This window comes from Nocardia xishanensis NBRC 101358 (assembly GCF_001613365.1).
Taxonomy (GTDB): Bacteria; Actinomycetota; Actinomycetes; order Mycobacteriales; family Mycobacteriaceae; genus Nocardia; species Nocardia xishanensis.
Genome location: NZ_BDCF01000027.1, coordinates 33,063 through 49,698, shown reverse-complemented (window position 1 = coordinate 49,698; position 16,636 = coordinate 33,063). Strand labels below are relative to the sequence as shown.

The window sequence follows — 16,636 nt, the reverse complement described above, 5'->3', positions numbered from 1 at the left end:
CGCACACGCTGCGGCGCCGCAACAGGCAGACGAGGCGAGATCGTGGGTCTGGAAAATCCGACAAACTCCGACACTGCGACCCGGGGCACGCCCGGACCGAGACCGATCTTCGACAATCAGTATCGCAATCTCGGCCGGGCGAGTCCTTACGGGGGCGGGCGGAGTGCCTTAGCGCGGCACCTCCGACTGCGCGCCGACACCGCTGACCATGCTGCGCACCTGCCGCGCCGCCACCGACAGCGTCGCCAGGTCGTGCGCCCCGGATTCGAACAGTTCCGACAGCGCCGCCCGCGCGCGCCCCAGCCTGGACTGGTTCTTCGACTCCCAGTAGGCGATCTTCTCGTCGGCGGTCTCCTCCGGTTCACCGGCGGACAGCACGTCAAGGGTGAGCGAGCGAAGCGAACCGTACATGTCGTCGCGCAGCGCCAGCCTGGCCAGCGCGTGCCAGCGGTCACCGCGTTCCAGATGACTCACCGCCTGGAGCAGCCAATCGATCTTGAGGTGGTCGTTCAGCGCGTAGTAGAGCGCGCCGACCTCCTCGCCGTCGCGGTCGGTGATGTCGGCGATGTCGGCGATGTCGAGCAGCGGGAACATGTTCAGCAGGTCGAACACCTCGGTGGCCAGGTCGGTCGGCGCGCCGCGCGCGATCAACTCGGCGGACTGATCGGTCAGCGTGGCCACATGGTGACCGCGCAACCAGCCGGGCACCTTCGAGGAGAGCTCGCGCACGCCGCGGCTGTACCGGTTGATCTCGGCGCCTACCGCGATCGGCTGCGGACGGTTGCTGAGCAGCCATCGCGAGGCCCGGTCGAGGGTGCGCTTGGTCTCCAGCTCCAGTTCGTCGCGCACCGAGATGGGGATGTCGGCCGAACGGATCCGCGCCCACATGGTGTGCAGGTCGAAGATCTCCGTGGAGGCGGCGAAAGCGCGCACCGCGTCGACGGTGGTCGCTCCCACCTCTTCGGTCAGCCGGAACACGTAACTGATCCCGCCGTAGTCGACCACCTCGTTGGCGATCATGGTGGTGACGATCTCCCGGCGCAGCCGGTGCTTCTTGATGGCGCCACCGAAGCGGGTGCGCAGCGGCGTCGGGAAGTACTCCGGCAGCCGGGCGGCGAAGTAGGCCATGTCCGGCAGATCCGAGTCGAGCAGGTCGACCTTGAGTGAAAGCTTCACGTGCGCCATGAGATTGGCCAGTTCCGGCGAGCACAGGCCTGCGCCGTCCTCTTGCCGCCGTTTCATGTCCGCGGCGGACGGCAGCGCCTCGAGCTCGCGATCCAGGCCGCGGCGCTGTTCCAGTTCGTCGATGAGCCGCATGTTGACGTTCATCATGCGCGGCGCCTCGGAGCGCGCCATGCCCATCAGGAAGTTCTGGGAAACGTTGTCTCGCAACACCATCCTGGCGACCTCGTCGGTCATCGACGCCAGCAGCGGATTGCGCTCCTCCTCCGGCAGCAGGCCGCCGCTGACGACGCCGTCGAGCAGGACCTTGATGTTGACCTCGTGGTCGGAGCAGTCGACGCCCGCGGAGTTGTCCAGCGCGTCGGTGTTCATCTTGCCGCCGGCGCGGGTGAACTCGATGCGACCGAGCGCGGTGGCGCCCAGGTTGCCGCCCTCGCCGATCACCCTGACCCGTAACTGGTTTCCGTTGACGCGCACCGCGTCGTTGGACTTGTCGCCGACGTCGGCGTTGGATTCGGTGCTCGCCTTGATGTAGGTGCCGATGCCGCCGTTCCACAGCAGCTGCGCGGGCGCGAGCAGGATCGCGCGCACCAGCTCCGGCGGCGCCAGCGATTCCACCTCGTCGCCGAGACCGAGCGCCGCCCGCGCCTGCGGGCTGATCGGCACCGACTTCACCGTGCGATCCCAGACGCCGCCGCCCGCACTGATCAGCGAGGTGTCGTAGTCCGCCCACGATGACCGCGGCAAGGCGAACATGCGCTGGCGCTCCCGGTACGACCGAGCGGCATCCGGATTCGGATCGAGGAAGATGTGCCGGTGGTCGAAGGCCGCGATCAGGCGGATGTGCTCGGAGAGCAGCATGCCGTTGCCGAACACGTCGCCGCTCATGTCGCCGATCCCGACCACGGTGAAATCCTCGGTCTGGGTATCGATCTCCATCTCGCGGAAGTGGCGCTTGACGCTTTCCCACGCGCCCTTGGCGGTGATGCCCATGGCCTTGTGGTCGTAGCCGGCGGAACCGCCGGAGGCGAACGCGTCGCCGAGCCAGAATCCGTAGCGCTTGGCCACGTCGTTGGCGATGTCGGAGAAGGTCGCGGTGCCCTTGTCGGCGGCGACGACCAGGTAGGTGTCGTCTCCGTCGCGGCGGATCACCCTGGCGGGCGGCAGTACCCGGCCGGTGGCCAGATCGACGTTGTCGGTGAGGTCGAGCAGGCCGGAGATGAAGGTGCGATAGCAGGCGACGCCTTCGGCGCCGAGCGCCTGCCGGTCGGCGACCGGATCGCCGGTCGCGGCGGGCGGTTGCTTCACCACGAATCCGCCCTTGGCGCCGACCGGGACGATCACCGCGTTCTTCACCGCCTGCGCCTTCACCAGGCCCAGGATCTCGGTGCGGAAGTCCTCCAGGCGGTCCGACCAGCGAAGGCCGCCGCGCGCCACCGGACCGAAGCGCAGGTGCACGCCCTCGACCCGAGGCGAGTACACGAAGATCTCGAATTGCGGTCGCGGCTTGGGCAATTCGGCGATCTCGCGCGGCTCCACCTTCATCGAGACGTAGTCGCGCGACATGCCCTCGGCGTCGGTCACGTAGTAGTTGGTGCGCAACGTCGCCTTGATCAGACCGAGGATGGCGCGCAGGATGCGGTCGGCGTCCAGGCTCACCACCTCGTCGATGCGCACGCGCAGCTGGGTCTCCAGTTCGGCGGCGTGCTCGGCCGAGACGGTGTCCGGATCGAACCGCGCGGTGAACAGGTCGACGAACAAGCGCGCCACGTCCGGAGAGGTGAGCAGCACCCGGGCGATATTGGCCTGACTGTACGGAAAACCGGCCTGCTGAAGGTATTTCGCGTAGGCGCGCAGGATCGACACCGCGCGCCACGGCAGCCGCGCACGCAGCACCAGCTCGTTGAGGCCGTCGGCCTCGGCGCGGCCGTACCAGACCGCCTCGAAGGCATCGGTGAAGCGTTCCCGCAGCCCGCGCACCTCCGCCTCGAGCGCGTCGGCCCGCGCCGGGGACTCCAGCAGTTCCGCGTCCAAGTCGCGGTCGAGAGAGCTGCGCAGCAGCTCGGGGCGGGCCAGCAGGCCGAAATCGTAGATCCAGCGCTCCACGCTCGGGCCGCCGGGAACGGCCGGCTCCAGCAGGATCTGATAGGGCCGCTCGTCGACCACCTCGACGCCCAGACTCTGCAACACCGGAAGCACCTGGCTCAGCGAAATGCCGGTGCCGCCGATGTAGAGGGTGAAGCGCCAGGAGCCTGGCTCCGATTCCGGCTTGCGGTAGAGGTGCTGGGCGATGGCGCCCTCGGCCAAGCGCTCCAGCCTGCCGATGTCGCGCAGGGCGCGGCCAGGGCTGAAGTCCTGCTTGTACCCCTCGGGGAAGGCGTCGGCGTAGCGCTGCACGACGGCCGGATCGAGCACCGTCGAGGTGCTCACCTCGTCGTTGAGGTGGTCGTCCCAGGTGTTGCTCGCCTCGGCGAGCAGGCGCTGGATGCGCAACCGGTTGGCTTCGGAGGTGTCGGCGACGCCGGGCTCCGCGCCGGGCACGGCGGGCGCCGTGGAATCGACGTCGGGCATCCGCACCGTGAAATACACACTGGCGAGCTCGCTTTCGCTCACCCGTGCGGAATAGTCGATGGAGACGCCACCCAGTTCGCGGACCAGGATCTCCTGCATCTCCAGCCGCACCCTGGTGGTGTAGCGATCGCGCGGCAGATACACCATGCAGGCAACGAACCGGCCGTAGGTGTCCTGACGAAGGAACAGACGGACCTGCCGGCGCAAGCCGACGTTGAGCACCGCGGTGGCGGTGCGCCGCATGGTCTCGGTGTCGGAGGAGAACAGCTCGGTGCGCGGAAAACTCTGGATGACCTCGAGCATGGCCTGGCCGGAGAACGAGTCCAGGTCGAAACCGCTCTCCTCGATCACCGCGCGCACCCGGCGACCGATCATCGGGATGTCGAGCACGTTCTCGTGCATCGCCGTCACGGTGAACACGCCGATGAACAGGTGCTCGCCGATGATCGCGCCGGACGCGTCGAAATCGGCGACGCCGACGAAATACGGGTACACCGAACGGTGCACGGTGGCGGGCACCAGTCCCTGGATCAACGTCAGCAACGGGCGATCGGCGCCGTTGACCGGGACGCGGAAATCGGTGCCGACGTCCGGACGCAGCACGCCGAGGCAGGTGCCGGGCAGCGGATTCGACACCGTCTTGTCGCCTTCGGTACTGAGGCGATAGCGGGCGTAGCCGAGCACCGTGAAATTGCCCTCGCCGAGCCAGCGCAGCAGATTGGCGCAATCTACGAGATCGGTCGGGGGAAACGGCGCGATGCCGGATTTCGACGCCTTCTCCAGATCGTCGGCCAAGGCGCTCTGGACGGTCCTGATGGCCTCGGTATCACCGATGACCTGCCTGACATCGGCGACCACGTCCGGCATGGAGTCTTCGATGCGCTCGAGCTGAGCGCGGCTGGTCGAGGGGTGCAGCTGCAGGTGCATCCAGGACTCGCGCAGCGGCATCGAGCCGTTGGCGTCGACCTCGTGCGGCACCGCCCTGGTCAGCCTGCCGTCGGCGTCGCGCTCCACCTCGAAGACCGGATGGATGACCTCGCTGACGCTCACCCCGACCCGGCTCAGCGAGGAGGTGATCGATTCGACCAGCAGCGACATGTCGTCGGTCACGACCTGGACCGCCGCGCCCAGCCCCGACCCGTCGTCCGGGTGGTAGACCCGGACCAGGGCGCGACCGGTCTGGCGCGTCATGGCCAATTCCAAGTGCCGCCGGAAAATCTGGGTTATGCCAGTGATCGCGCAGTCCACATCGCCCGCGTCGACGTGGCGGAAATACGCCTCCTCAAGGGGAGCGAGATCACCGCGCAGCGACTGCGGCAAACTCGCGACCCACGCCGCACCGGACAATTCGGACGAGACCGTCATTTTTTCGCCAACTCCCTCGGATTCGGTTCCGCAACAAAGTGACGCCGGTCCGAGGGTAACTGTGCCGTGCTGACGCGGAGGTGAATTCCCTTCCGATTGCAGGGTGTTCACCGATACCGTGCGTTCGCCGCTGAATTGCCGAGGTCGATGGTCTCGGCACAGCACCCGATCGGACCGGCAACGTCACGTAGACGCGATCGCGGTGGGAAGGACCCATTGTCCGGACAGCGCCTGCGCATGCACGGTTCCTACCCTATACGCGTCAGCGGTAGAAGTCCGCCCGAAACGGTGCGTGGTCGCAGCCGAGACGAAAATGCGCCGCAGCCGGTTTCGCGGGCGAGAGGGAGCCGACCGAATTACCTTCGAGTACGCGCTCGCCCGCGGTTATTACTCCGCAGTTTCTTCGACGAAGAGGCCGTGCGACGGGGCGATGCGCGATGATCGCCCCGTCGACGGAAATTGCTCAGTCGCGGGTGAGCTTGCGGTGCGTCACCCGGTGCGGGCGGGCCGCTTCCGGCCCGAGGCGCTCGATCTTGTTGGCCTCGTACGCCTCGAAGTTGCCCTCGAACCAGAACCACTTGGCCTCGTTGTCCGAATCGCCCTCCCACGCCAGGATGTGCGTGCAGGTGCGGTCGAGGAACCAGCGGTCGTGGGAGATGACCACGGCGCAGCCGGGGAACTGTTCGAGCGCGTGCTCCAGCGAACCGAGGGTTTCGACGTCGAGGTCGTTGGTCGGCTCGTCGAGCAGGATCAGGTTGCCGCCCTGCTTCAGGGTCATCGCCAGGTTCAGGCGGTTACGCTCACCACCGGAGAGCACGCCCGCCGGCTTCTGCTGGTCCGGACCCTTGAAGCCGAACGCGCTCACGTACGCGCGCGACGGCATCTCCTGCTGACCGACCTCGATGTAGTCCAGGCCGTCGGAGACGACCTGCCAGACCGTCTTGGTCGGGTCGATGCCCGCGCGATTCTGGTCGACGTAGCTCAGCTTGACCGTCTCACCGACCTTCACCGTGCCGCTGTCCGGCTGCTCGAGACCGACTATGGTCTTGAACAGCGTCGACTTACCGACACCGTTCGGGCCGATGACGCCGACAATGCCGTTGCGCGGCAAGGTGAACGACAGATCCTTGATCAGCTGGCGCTCGCCGAAGCCCTTGTCCAGGTGCTCGACCTCGACCACCACACTGCCCAGGCGCGGACCCGCCGGAATCTGGATCTCCTCGAAATCCAACTTCCGCATCTTCTCGGCCTCGGCCGCCATCTCCTCGTACCTGCCGAGGCGGGCCTTGTTCTTGGCCTGGCGAGCCTTGGCGCCGGACCGCACCCAGGCGAGCTCTTCCTTCAGCCGCTTCTGCAGCTTCTGGTCCTTCTTGCCCTGAACCTCGAGGCGCTCGGCCTTCTTCTCCAGGTACACGGAGTAGTTGCCCTCGTAGCCGTGGGCGCGGCCGCGGTCGAGCTCGAGGATCCAGCCCGCGACGTTGTCCAGGAAGTACCGGTCGTGGGTGACGGCGAGCACCGCGCCCTGGTACTGGGACAGGTGCTGCTCGAGCCACAGCACCGACTCGGCGTCGAGGTGGTTGGTCGGCTCGTCGAGCAGCAGCAGGTCGGGCTTGCTCAGCAGCAGCTTGCACAGCGCGACGCGGCGGCGCTCACCACCGGAGAGGTTGGTGACCGGCTCGTCCGGCGGCGGGCAGCGCAGCGCGTCCATGGCCTGCTCGAGCTGGGAGTCCACGTCCCACGCGTCGGCGTGGTCGAGGTACTCCTGGAGCTTGCCCATCTCGTCCATGAGCTCGTCCGAGTAATCGGTGGCCATGAGCTCGGCGATCTCGTTGAAGCGATCGAGCTTCACCTTGACCTCGCCGAGGCCCTCCTCGACGTTGCCGCGAACGGTCTTCTCCTCGTTCAGCGGCGGCTCCTGCTGGAGGATGCCGACCGTCGCGCCGGGCGCGAGGAACGCGTCGCCGTTGTTCGGCTGGTCCAGTCCGGCCATGATCTTCAGCACGCTGGATTTACCGGCGCCGTTCGGGCCGACGACGCCGATCTTGGCGCCGGGAAGGAAGTTCAAGGTGACATCGTCGAGCACGACTTTGTCGCCGTGCGCCTTGCGAACCTTCTTCATTTGGTAGATGAACTCAGCCATACGCGGAAGCCTATCGGTCTCGGGAACAGTGGAACGAAGCAGAGCCACTCACGGCACGCGGGCATCCTCGCGCCGGATTCACCGTGCTCGCGCCCGACGTTCTACGGGCGGGATCAGGCGTCGACGGGCTCGGGTGCGGCGCTTCCGGAAGGTGCGGAAGCCACGATCGCGGCACTATCCCCCAATTCCTCGCCGACGCGTGCACGGTTTTCAGCGCTGGATCCGACACAAGTATTCCGCATCAGCGCGCCGGACCCGCCTCCGGTCTCCGATCGGCGGCTGACCCTGGCCGTGCAGCGGGACAGATCGGGGCCGACCGCGGTGGCGCGCATCTCCAGATCGCGCCGCTCGACGCCGTCCTTGGTCCGGTACTCGTGCGAACGCAGCTGGCCGTAGACGAGCACCGGGTCGCCGCGCCGCAGCGACGCGTCCACGCCGCCGACCAGGCGACGCCAGCAGGTCACCGTGAGGAAGAGCGTCCCATTGTCCGTCCATTCCCCCGTCGCGAAGTCCAGCCTGCGGGAGTTGCTGGCCATCCGGAAGGTCAGCACCTGTTCGCCGTTGCTCAGGTCCCGCTTGACCGGCTGGGTCACCACGGTACCGACCACCGTCGCCATCGCTTCGTACATGATCACGCCCCTTCACCTGTCGGACCCGGTGCGGATGCTCCGGGTGTCTCCTCCCCCTCCGCGAGGGCGTATCCAGCCTCGCCCGGGCGGGGGGTGTGAAGGAACCCCTCGTTTCGCGCCTGTGGACAACTCACCCGTGTGTGAACATCCGGCGCTTCGCTCGAACCGGTACGGCTACCCGCCCGCGCCGACCACCGCGGACCCGCGCAACGGCAGATCCACCACGCTCGTCCCCGCGTGCACGGCGAACGCGCCCGGCTCGGTCCGCCAGCCACCGTCCCAGTGCGCGAACACCCTCGGCGGCAAGTCGATTCGCACCGGAACCGACGCTCCCGCGGGCGCGGACACGGCGGCGAACCCCGCCAGCCACCGCACGGGCCGCTCGATCGCGGAATCGGAACGGGACAGATACACCTGCACCACCTGTTTCCCGGACCGCATTCCGGTGTTGCGGGCGGTGAGCGTCACCACCACCGTCCCGTCCTGTTCCGGCGCCGACACCGCGAGATCGGCGAGTTCCCAAGTGCTGTAACCGAGTCCGTGACCGACCGGGTAGGCCGGGGTCACGCCTGCGCGCAACCAAGCGCGGTAGCCGATGTGGATGCCTTCGCGGTAGCGCAACACCCCGTCTTCCGGCGTGGTCGAGAGGACGGGCACGTCGGCCTCGGCGGCGGGCCAGGTGGTGGGCAGCCTGCCGCCCGGTTCGGTCCGGCCGAGCAGCACGTCGGCCAGCGCGTGGCCCGATTCCTGGCCGCCGAACCAGGTCAGCAACACCGCCGACACCTCGTCGCGCCACGGCAGCAGCACCGGCCCGCCGGAATTCACCACCACCACGGTGCGCGGGTTGGCCCGCGCCACCGCGCGCACCAGCTCGTCCTGCGCGCCGGGCAGCGCGAGCGTACTGCGGTCGTAGCCCTCGCTCTCGGTCTGTGAGCCGGTGCCGACCACGACGACGGCGGTGTCCGCGGCGCCCGCGAGCGCGGCCGCTTCGGCGATCGCGCTCGAAGGATCGGTGTGCGCGGCCTCGGTACCCAGCGTGATCGCGACCAGACCCGCTGCCGCGGAGTCCTTTTCGAGCCGTTGCCGCACGACGACCGAGACCGGCCTTTCGCGGTCGACGGCCACCGGCACCGCGGCGACATCCGGTGCGAACAGCGCGGCGCCGAGGATTTCGCCGGCGCCGCCGAGCCCGGTATCGATGACCGTGTCGCCCTCGATTTCCATCTGTATCCGCCCCACCCCGGCGACGCCGAGCCGTACCGTCGCCGGCTCGTCGGGACCAGGTCGGTACACCGTGCTCAGTTCGAGTGTGCCCGCACCGGCGGGCACCGTGCCCAGGTAGACCAGCTGCGCCGCGTAGCGCTGCTCGCTCAGCAGCTCGCCGCCGTCGGCGTCGAGGAATCGGGCGCGCAACCCGGGTTCGCCGGTCTGCGGATCGGTCATCGACCCCGGCGGCAGCGCGTGGATGCCGGTCTGGACGGGCACGCCGGGATTCACGGTGACGGTCGCGTCCGGCAGCGCGGCGCGCAGCCCGTCCACGGGGCTGACCACCTCGGCGGGAACCACCGTCGCGCTGCCGCCGCCCTGCGTGCGCGGCCGGATCGCCGCCTCACCGATCACCGCGATCGAGCCGGGACCAGAACTGGGCCAAGGTAATTCACCTCTGTTCCGCAGCAGCACCGTACCCGCGGCCGCGACTTCGCGGGCGAGCTCGCGCCCCTCGCGATCCGAGACGTCCGCGTCCTGCGGGCCCTCCGGTATCGGGTCCGGTTCTCGCGCGGGGACATTCCGCACCGCCACACCCCCGTGCGAGGCCACCGCGGCGGTGTCGAAACCGTTGTCACGCAAAGCGGAATCCGACAGATCGAGCGCGCCTACCCGTTGGGCCAGCCGCAGCAGGCGCAGCACCTTCACATCGATCGCGGCCTCCGGCACCGCGCCGGAGCGCACCGCCGTGACCAGTCGCTCGCCCCAGGGCCCCACCGGGCCCGGCATCACCAGGTCCTGGTCGGCCTTGGCCGACGCCTCGGTACTGCGCACCGCCATCCAGTCCGACACCGTCACGCCGTCGAAACCCCACGAAGTGCGCAACGGCGTTGTCAACAGCGGATTCTCCGACATGGTTATGCCGCGAACGGAGTTGTACGCCGACATCACCAGCCACGCGCCCGCCCGCACCGCCGCCTCGAACGGCGCGAGGTACAGCTCGTGCAGCGCGCGATCGTCCAGCTCGACGTCGGCGGTGTAGCGCTCGGTCTCGAAGTCGTTGGCCACGTAGTGTTTCGGCGTCGCGGCGACGCGATGCTCCTGCACCGCGCGCACGTAGGCCGCGGCGAGTTCGCCGGTCAGCAGCGGATCTTCGGAGTACGCCTCGAAGTGCCTGCCGCCCAAGGGACTGCGCTGCAGGTTGATCGTCGGACCGAGCACCACGTCGACGCCCTTGCGCTTGGCCTCGCTCGCCGAGACGGCGCCGTAGCGGCGAGCCAGGTCCAGATCCCAGGTCGCGGCGAGCGCTGTCGCCGAAGGGAGGTTCAGGGAAGGGTCGCGCTCGTCCCATACCGGGCCGCGCACGCCGGAAGGCCCGTCGGAGAGCACCATCGACCGCAGCCCGATCGCGGGCTCGGCCACGGTCGACCAGAGGTCGGCGCCGGTCAGCAGCCGCACCTTCTGTTCCAGGGTCAACGCGCCGACCAGCGCGCGCAGGGCTTCGTCCACCGTGTCGAGCATCAGCGCTCCTCCTCGGATCGTCGGCCGGGTCCACCTGCACTTCGCGCCCAATCTACGCGTCAGGGCGGCGGGTACCCCGGCTTCGCGACACCGCGCGAGGGCGGGTCAGAGGGCGGCGAGATCGGTGTTGGCTCCGCAGAGCACGACGACCGGCCGTTCTCCCGGCGCGGGCGTGTACGCGCCGCTCATGATCGCGGCCAGCGCGCAGGCGCTCGCCGGCTCGACGACGATCCGGAATTCGCGCCACAGGTACTCGCGTGCCGTGGCGATCGCCTCCTCGGTGACGAGCAGCGAGGGCACGTCGTAGCGCCGCGCGATATCGAGGGCGATCTCCCCGACCCTGGTCGCGCCGAGCGCGTCGAGACCGATACCCGGCCTGCCGACGTCCACCGGCCGGTTGGCCAGCAACGCGGCGTGCAGTGCGGGCATGCCGACCGGCTCGACGCCGACCACCTGCTGGCGACGGCCGAGCGCCGCGGCGATACCGGCGACCAGCCCGCCGCCGCCGACCGAGACCAGCACCGGCGGTTTGCCGCGCACCTGATCCTCGAGCTCGAGACCGACCACTCCCGCGCCCGCGACCACCGCGGGCAGGTCGTAGGCGTGCAACTGCAAAGCGCCGCGCTCGGCCGCCAGCTCGGTGGCGTAGCGGGCCGCCTCCGCGTATGTCGTTCCGTGCCAGAGCACCTCGGCGCCGTGCGACCACATCGCGGCCACCTTGGTGTGCGGCGCGGATTCGGGAACGACCACCGTGCACGCCTTGCCGAGCCAGGCCGCGGACAGCGCGGCGGCGATCCCCGCGTTGCCCGCCGAGGCGATGATCACCTGATCGGCCCGCGTCGTCGTGGCGAGCAGCGCGTTGAGACAGCCGCGCACCTTGAAAGTGCCGCCGTGCTGGAGGTATTCGAGCTTCAGCGTGACCGGGACCGGACCGTCGGGCCCGGCCACCGAGGTGTGGAAGACCGGCGTCTTCCTGATCCGTCCCGCCAACCGTCGCCGCGCCGCGCGGACGTCGGAGCGATGCACTTGCCTGCAGTGCTCGGCGACCGCCACGCCGCCCCCGTCGTTCTCGATCGGATTCAAGACCGCACCTCGCGGTCGCACGGCCGGGGCAGACCCGGCGGCGCGGCCTCACTCACTTGCGCACCTCTCCGTCACGTTTCGCCAGTTCGGCGAACATGGCGTTGTGGGCAGCCAGATCCGCGCCGTTGTCACGGTCGGCGGCGCGGTCGATGCGCTTGGCCATCCGTTCGTCGCTGCGCGACCACTGGATGAGCAGCGCCAGCATCACCACGACCAACGGCACTTCACCGCTCGCCCAGGCAAGGCTACCGCCGGTGCGCTGATCACCGAGCAGGTCACTGTTCCAGCCGAGGTCGAGGCTGCGGAAGAACCAGCCGCCCATGACCGTCGTCATGCTCATCAGCGCGACGCCGAAGAACGCGTGGAAGGGCAGCGAGCCGAACACCATGCCCAGCTTGGTGAGCGGTTCCACCTGGCGCGGTTTGGGATCGATGCCGATCACCACCCAGTAGAACAGGTAGCCGCTGAGCAGGAAGTGGATGTTCATCAGCAGATGGGCGGCGTGCGAATCGACGAAAGTGTCGTAGATGCCGCCCATGTACAGCGCGTAGAAGCCCGCGACGAAGATCACCGAGGCGACGATCGGATGGGTCAGGAAGCGCGACACCGGATTGTGCACGGCGGCCAGAATCCATTCCCGTGGACCGGGTGCGCCGGTGCGTCCGGCAGGCGGCAGTGCACGCAACGACAGCGTCACCGCACCGCCGAGCGCCAAGAGAATCGGCGCGAGCATGGACAGCGCCATGTGCTGGCCCATGTGCACGCTGAACGCCGCGGGCGAGTACCGCCCGACACCCGACGAGGTCGCGAACAAAAGCAGCGCGCAGCCGGACAGCCACGCGATGGTCCTGCCGACCGGCCACGAATCGCCGCGCGAGCGCAGCCGCCGTACGCCGAGCAGATACAGCACAGCGAGCACGATCGCCGCCGTGCCGAAGATTAGATCGAAGCGCCAGTCGAACGTCAGCCGCGCGACCGTCGGCGGGCCCGCGAGGTCGTACCCGAGTTCCACCTCGGCGGGCGACGGCACCGTCTTCGGCGGTGGCGGCGGCGTGCGACCGAGCCCAACCGCCAAACCCATGGTCGCCGCGAACACCAGCGCCTCGACCGCCCCGAAACGAATCAGCGCGGCGCGGTCACTCGGATCCGCCGCGAGCGCGGGCACGGCGGCGCGGCGCTGGAACCAACCGATGACACCGAGCACGAGCAACGCCGCCGCTTTCGCCAGCACCAACCGCCCGTAGGTGCTGGTGAACAGCTCGTCGAAGGGCACACGCACCCACGAGTTGATCACGCCGCTGACGCCGATCACCACGAACGCGATGGTCGCGGTGAGCGAGAACCTGCGCACCGCCACGTCGGTGTGCGCGCCGCCGCGCAGCGCGTGCGCGAGCACGGCGAACAGACCGCCCACCCAGATCGCCGCCGACACCAGGTGCAGGATCAGGCTGTTGGTGGCGATGTCGTGCGAGCCGCCCGAGGACGAATGCCCGGTCAGCGCGAGCGGCATCATGGTCACGATCGCGCCGCCGAGCAGCGGCGGCGTCCAGCCCCAGCGCAGCGCGACACGGCAGCCGATCGCCACGATCAGCGCGAAGATCACCGTGGTGCGCCACGCCTCGGCCAGATCGACCTGCCCGATCGCCCGCCACAGCTGTTCCGGACGCCAGATGTCGGAGACGGGCTGACCCGTGGTGTCCGACACCGTCAGCGGGACGAGCAGCGCGGCGCAGCAGGCCCAGAGCACCGCGAAGTTCGAGGCTCGGCGCAGCGCACGGTATCCGCCGACGTCGAGGAGTCCGTCCGCCTGTGGCGGCACCAGGAACGCGGCGAACAACAGCGAGCCGACGGTCAGCGCCGCGGCGAGATCGGCCAGCGCGCGCGTCGCGGGCAGGCCATAGGTGGTCAGCGGACCCGGATCCGGGATGCCGAGCAGGCTCAGCGCCTGCGCCGCGGAGAGCCCGACCACCAGCGCCGCGACGACGGCGGCGAGCGCGCCCGCGAACGCGGTCACGGCGGCGAAGCTGCCCGCGGCACCCGCCCGCTGGACGTCCGGCTCAGCGGATGCGAGGGGCGTGTCCTGCGGTGATGACATACGACTCAGCGTAGTTGTCGCTATCCGGCGCGCGCGGGGCGGGCTCGAGCCGAGTTCGGCCGGAATGTGCGGGGCAGCCCGTATAAGGTAGGCGCGAATCACGGAGGTGGGATGTCGGTCGTGCTGATTGCCGTGGTGGCGCTCTTTTTCGCCGCCATGGGCGTTTTGGGACTGCTTCGCCCTAGCAGGCTGGCCGACACGGTCGGCTTGCTCGCCGATCGGGCCGACGCGCACGCCGAGGTCCGCGCGGTCTACGGCGGCTTCGGCATCGCCGTGGCGGTGGTCCTCGGATTGGCCGCCGCCGATATCGGCGACCTCAGATTCGGGGTGTGCGTCGCGGTGGCCGCGGCGCTGGGCGGGATGGCCTTCGGCCGGATCTGGTCCTCGTTCACCGAGCGCGCCTCCGCTTTCTATCCGGTCTGGTTCTACTTCATCGTGGAAGTGACCTTGGCCACCCTGCTGACCATCGCTGTGCTGCTCGACTGAGGTATAGGGAATTTGCTGACGCTAAGAATCTAGTTTCTGGACGGTCGCTATAATTTCCGCGCTGGACACCACCGCCGATATCGGCCATGGTGGAAACCGCTGCCTCCGTAGCTCAGTTGGATAGAGCAAGGGCCTTCTAATCCCTAGGTCGCAGGTTCGATTCCTGCCGGGGGCGCACACACGGACAACCCTGTGGCCCGCACGCCGATGCGGGTCACAGGGTTGGTACCCGAACGGGGAGACGCTCAAACACCACACAAGTAATGCCGACAACGGCAACCGCGGCTGCTGGCCGACAGTCGTCGGTCGCGAGGTCGAGCATCCGGAGCAGTTCGTCGAAAAGTCGCCGTCGCGGGGCGCGGCGAGGAAAGGTCGCCGCGCCGCCGCGGAACTCGAACCTCAGGCCGAGCCGCCGACTCGATCGGCGATATCGGAACGCTGATCGAGCCGGAACACGCACTTCGTCCCGGTGTAGATGCTCGGCATGCACAGGTTGCAGTGGGTGCACGCCGACCGGGTCGCCTCGTCGGATTGGATGCGGCGCAGCAGGTTCGGCTCGCGCAGCAAGGCCCGGCCCATGGCGACGAACTCGAAGCCCTCGGCCATCGCCTGCCGCATGGTGTCGAGGTTGGTGATGCCGCCGAGCAGGATCAGCGGCATGGCCAGCTCGCGCCGGAACTGGCGGGCCCGTTCGAGCAGGTACGCCTCCTGGTACGGGTACTCGCGCAGGAAGCCGCGGCCGACCAACCGGAAACCCCAGCGTGCCGGTCCTGGAAGGACTTTCGCGAACTCGCGGCGAGGAGCGTCACCGTGGAACAGCAGCATCGGGTTCAGCAGCGAGCTGCCCGCCGTGAGCTCGATGGCGTCCAGCGCACCGTCCTCTTCCAGCCACGCGGCGACCTGGAGCGATTCCGGCACCGTGAGGCCGCCACGCACGCCGTCTTCCATGTTCAGCTTCGCCGTCACCGCCAGCCTGCCGCCCACGGCTTCGCCCACCGCGCGGGCGATTTCGCGGACGAACCTGGCTCGGTTGGCCGCCGACCCCCCATAGCCGTCGGTGCGGCGGTTCAGCAGCGGGCTCAGGAACGAACTGGCCAGGTAGTTGTGTCCGAAATGGATTTCCACCGCGTCGAACCCCGCCCGTTCGGCCAGTCTCGCGGCGTCCGCGTGCGCGGCGACCAGCCCGCGGATCTCGGACTCGTCGGGCACCTCCATCGGCCGCATGCCGAGCGGGCTGAACATGCGGCTCGGCGCGAGCGCGGGCAGCCGGTTGGAGGCGGCATTGGCCACCGGTCCCGCGTGGCCGATCTGCGCGCTGGCCGCGGCGCCTTCGGCGTGCACGGCATCGGTCAGCCTGCGCAGACCCGGCAGCGCTTCCTCGCGCATCCAGATCTGATGCCGGTCGGTGCGGCCGCCCGGCGCGACCGCGCAATAGGCGACGGTGGTCATGCCGACGCCGCCCGCCGCGGTCTCGCGGTGGAATTCGATCAGTTCGTCGGTGACCAGCGCGTCGGGCGTTCGGCCCTCGAAGGTCGCCGCCTTGATCACCCTGTTGCGCAGGGTGATCGGGCCCAATGCCGCCGGTGCGAAAACATCGGTCATCGCACACCGCCTTCCGGCGCGGAGAGTCCGGCGACCAGAAAGTCACGCAAGGTGGCGACGGCATGCTCCGACAGGTCACGGTCGCCGGCCCCGAACGCCATGATGACGAGGTCGAAGGCAAACGACCAGCGCCTCCTGCTCTCGGGTTCCGCGAGTTCGGGAAGCAGGCCGACCCAGGAGTCCATCCGGAACCAGCGCTGCTGCCACAGCAGCGGGTGACGGCCGAGCACCAGCTGGGCGAGCAGTCGCAGATGCAGGCGACCCGCCGGGTCGGCGGACAGTTCGACGAACGGCTCGATCACCGCGTCGACGATCTCGGTCACCGGACCGCGCTCGGCGCTCACCGCAGCGAGGCGGTCGGCCCACAGCGGTCCGAGCCGATCCTCCAACAGCGCCGCGACCAGCGCTTCCTTCGACCCGAAGTGGTAGTGCACGGCGGCCGGGTTGGCGCCCGCCTCCGCGCAGATCGCCCGCACGGAGACGTCTTCGTAGCGGTCGGTCAGCAACAACCGCTCGGCCGCGGCGAGCAGCCGCTCGCGGGTGACCGCCGAAACTTTCTGAGCCATGAGTGAAGTAAAACACGTTTCAAACGTCGATTCAATCATTGATTGAAATAGCTTCCGCGGCGACTTCGCGGCCCGCGAAGAACCCCGCCCGCCATCGGTGTGGCAACCCAACCCATAGGGTTACCAATGGTTTGCTGACTTCGCACGAGCTGGTTCCGGACTCAGACCATCTGATGCGAAGGGAGCGAGT

Annotated in this window: 9 protein-coding genes and 1 tRNA gene; 2 read left to right on the top strand and 8 right to left on the bottom strand. The window is 68.8% G+C overall.

Translation table 11 applies throughout. The annotated features are described in order from the left end of the window. Positions 1-168: 168 nt before the first annotated feature. From NX1_RS21450 to NX1_RS21425, 6 genes are all read right to left on the bottom strand, one after another. On the bottom strand, positions 169-5,118 hold the full coding sequence (locus tag NX1_RS21450; RefSeq protein ID WP_068062404.1) for an NAD-glutamate dehydrogenase: 4,950 nt from the start codon (positions 5,116-5,118) through the stop codon (positions 169-171). 463 nt (positions 5,119-5,581) lie between these two features. Then, positions 5,582-7,258: an energy-dependent translational throttle protein EttA gene (ettA, locus tag NX1_RS21445; RefSeq protein ID WP_068062401.1), complete on the bottom strand. Its 1,677-nt coding sequence runs from the start codon at positions 7,256-7,258 to the stop codon at positions 5,582-5,584. 113 nt (positions 7,259-7,371) lie between these two features. Continuing rightward, positions 7,372-7,887, bottom strand: a complete 516-nt coding sequence (locus NX1_RS21440; protein ID WP_084501642.1) for a single-stranded DNA-binding protein — start codon at positions 7,885-7,887, stop codon at positions 7,372-7,374. A 174-nt stretch (positions 7,888-8,061) separates the two neighbouring features. Further along, positions 8,062-10,614 carry a beta-glucosidase family protein gene (locus tag NX1_RS21435; protein WP_068062398.1) on the bottom strand — a complete coding sequence of 851 codons (2,553 nt, stop codon included), beginning with the start codon at positions 10,612-10,614 and terminating at the stop codon, positions 8,062-8,064. Between the two features lie 105 nt (positions 10,615-10,719). Further along, a complete protein-coding gene (locus NX1_RS21430) occupies positions 10,720-11,688 on the bottom strand; it encodes a threonine/serine dehydratase (RefSeq protein ID WP_068062472.1) in 969 nt (322 codons plus the stop codon). Between the two features lie 61 nt (positions 11,689-11,749). Further along, complete coding sequence (locus NX1_RS21425) at positions 11,750-13,792, bottom strand: bifunctional copper resistance protein CopD/cytochrome c oxidase assembly protein (protein WP_068062395.1); 2,043 nt, start codon at positions 13,790-13,792, stop codon at positions 11,750-11,752. Positions 13,793-13,903: 111 nt separating this feature from the next. Here NX1_RS21425 and NX1_RS21420 point away from each other — a divergent pair, with 111 nt between their 5' ends. Both NX1_RS21420 and NX1_RS21415 read left to right on the top strand, forming a co-directional pair. Next, a complete protein-coding gene (locus NX1_RS21420) occupies positions 13,904-14,278 on the top strand; it encodes a DUF4345 family protein (RefSeq protein WP_068062392.1) in 375 nt (124 codons plus the stop codon). Between the two features lie 101 nt (positions 14,279-14,379). Beyond that, positions 14,380-14,453 (top strand) — tRNA-Arg (locus NX1_RS21415). Positions 14,454-14,677: 224 nt separating this feature from the next. On the opposite strand, the gene NX1_RS21410 is transcribed toward NX1_RS21415, so the two are convergent. Together NX1_RS21410 and NX1_RS21405 are read right to left on the bottom strand one after the other, a co-directional pair. Next, positions 14,678-15,880, bottom strand: coding sequence for an NADH:flavin oxidoreductase (locus NX1_RS21410; protein WP_068062389.1), 1,203 nt, complete (start codon positions 15,878-15,880; stop codon positions 14,678-14,680). Continuing rightward, positions 15,877-16,446: a TetR/AcrR family transcriptional regulator gene (locus NX1_RS21405; protein ID WP_068062386.1), complete on the bottom strand. Its 570-nt coding sequence runs from the start codon at positions 16,444-16,446 to the stop codon at positions 15,877-15,879. Before NX1_RS21405 ends, NX1_RS21410 begins: the two co-directional genes overlap by 4 nt. Between the last annotated feature and the right edge of the window lie 190 nt (positions 16,447-16,636).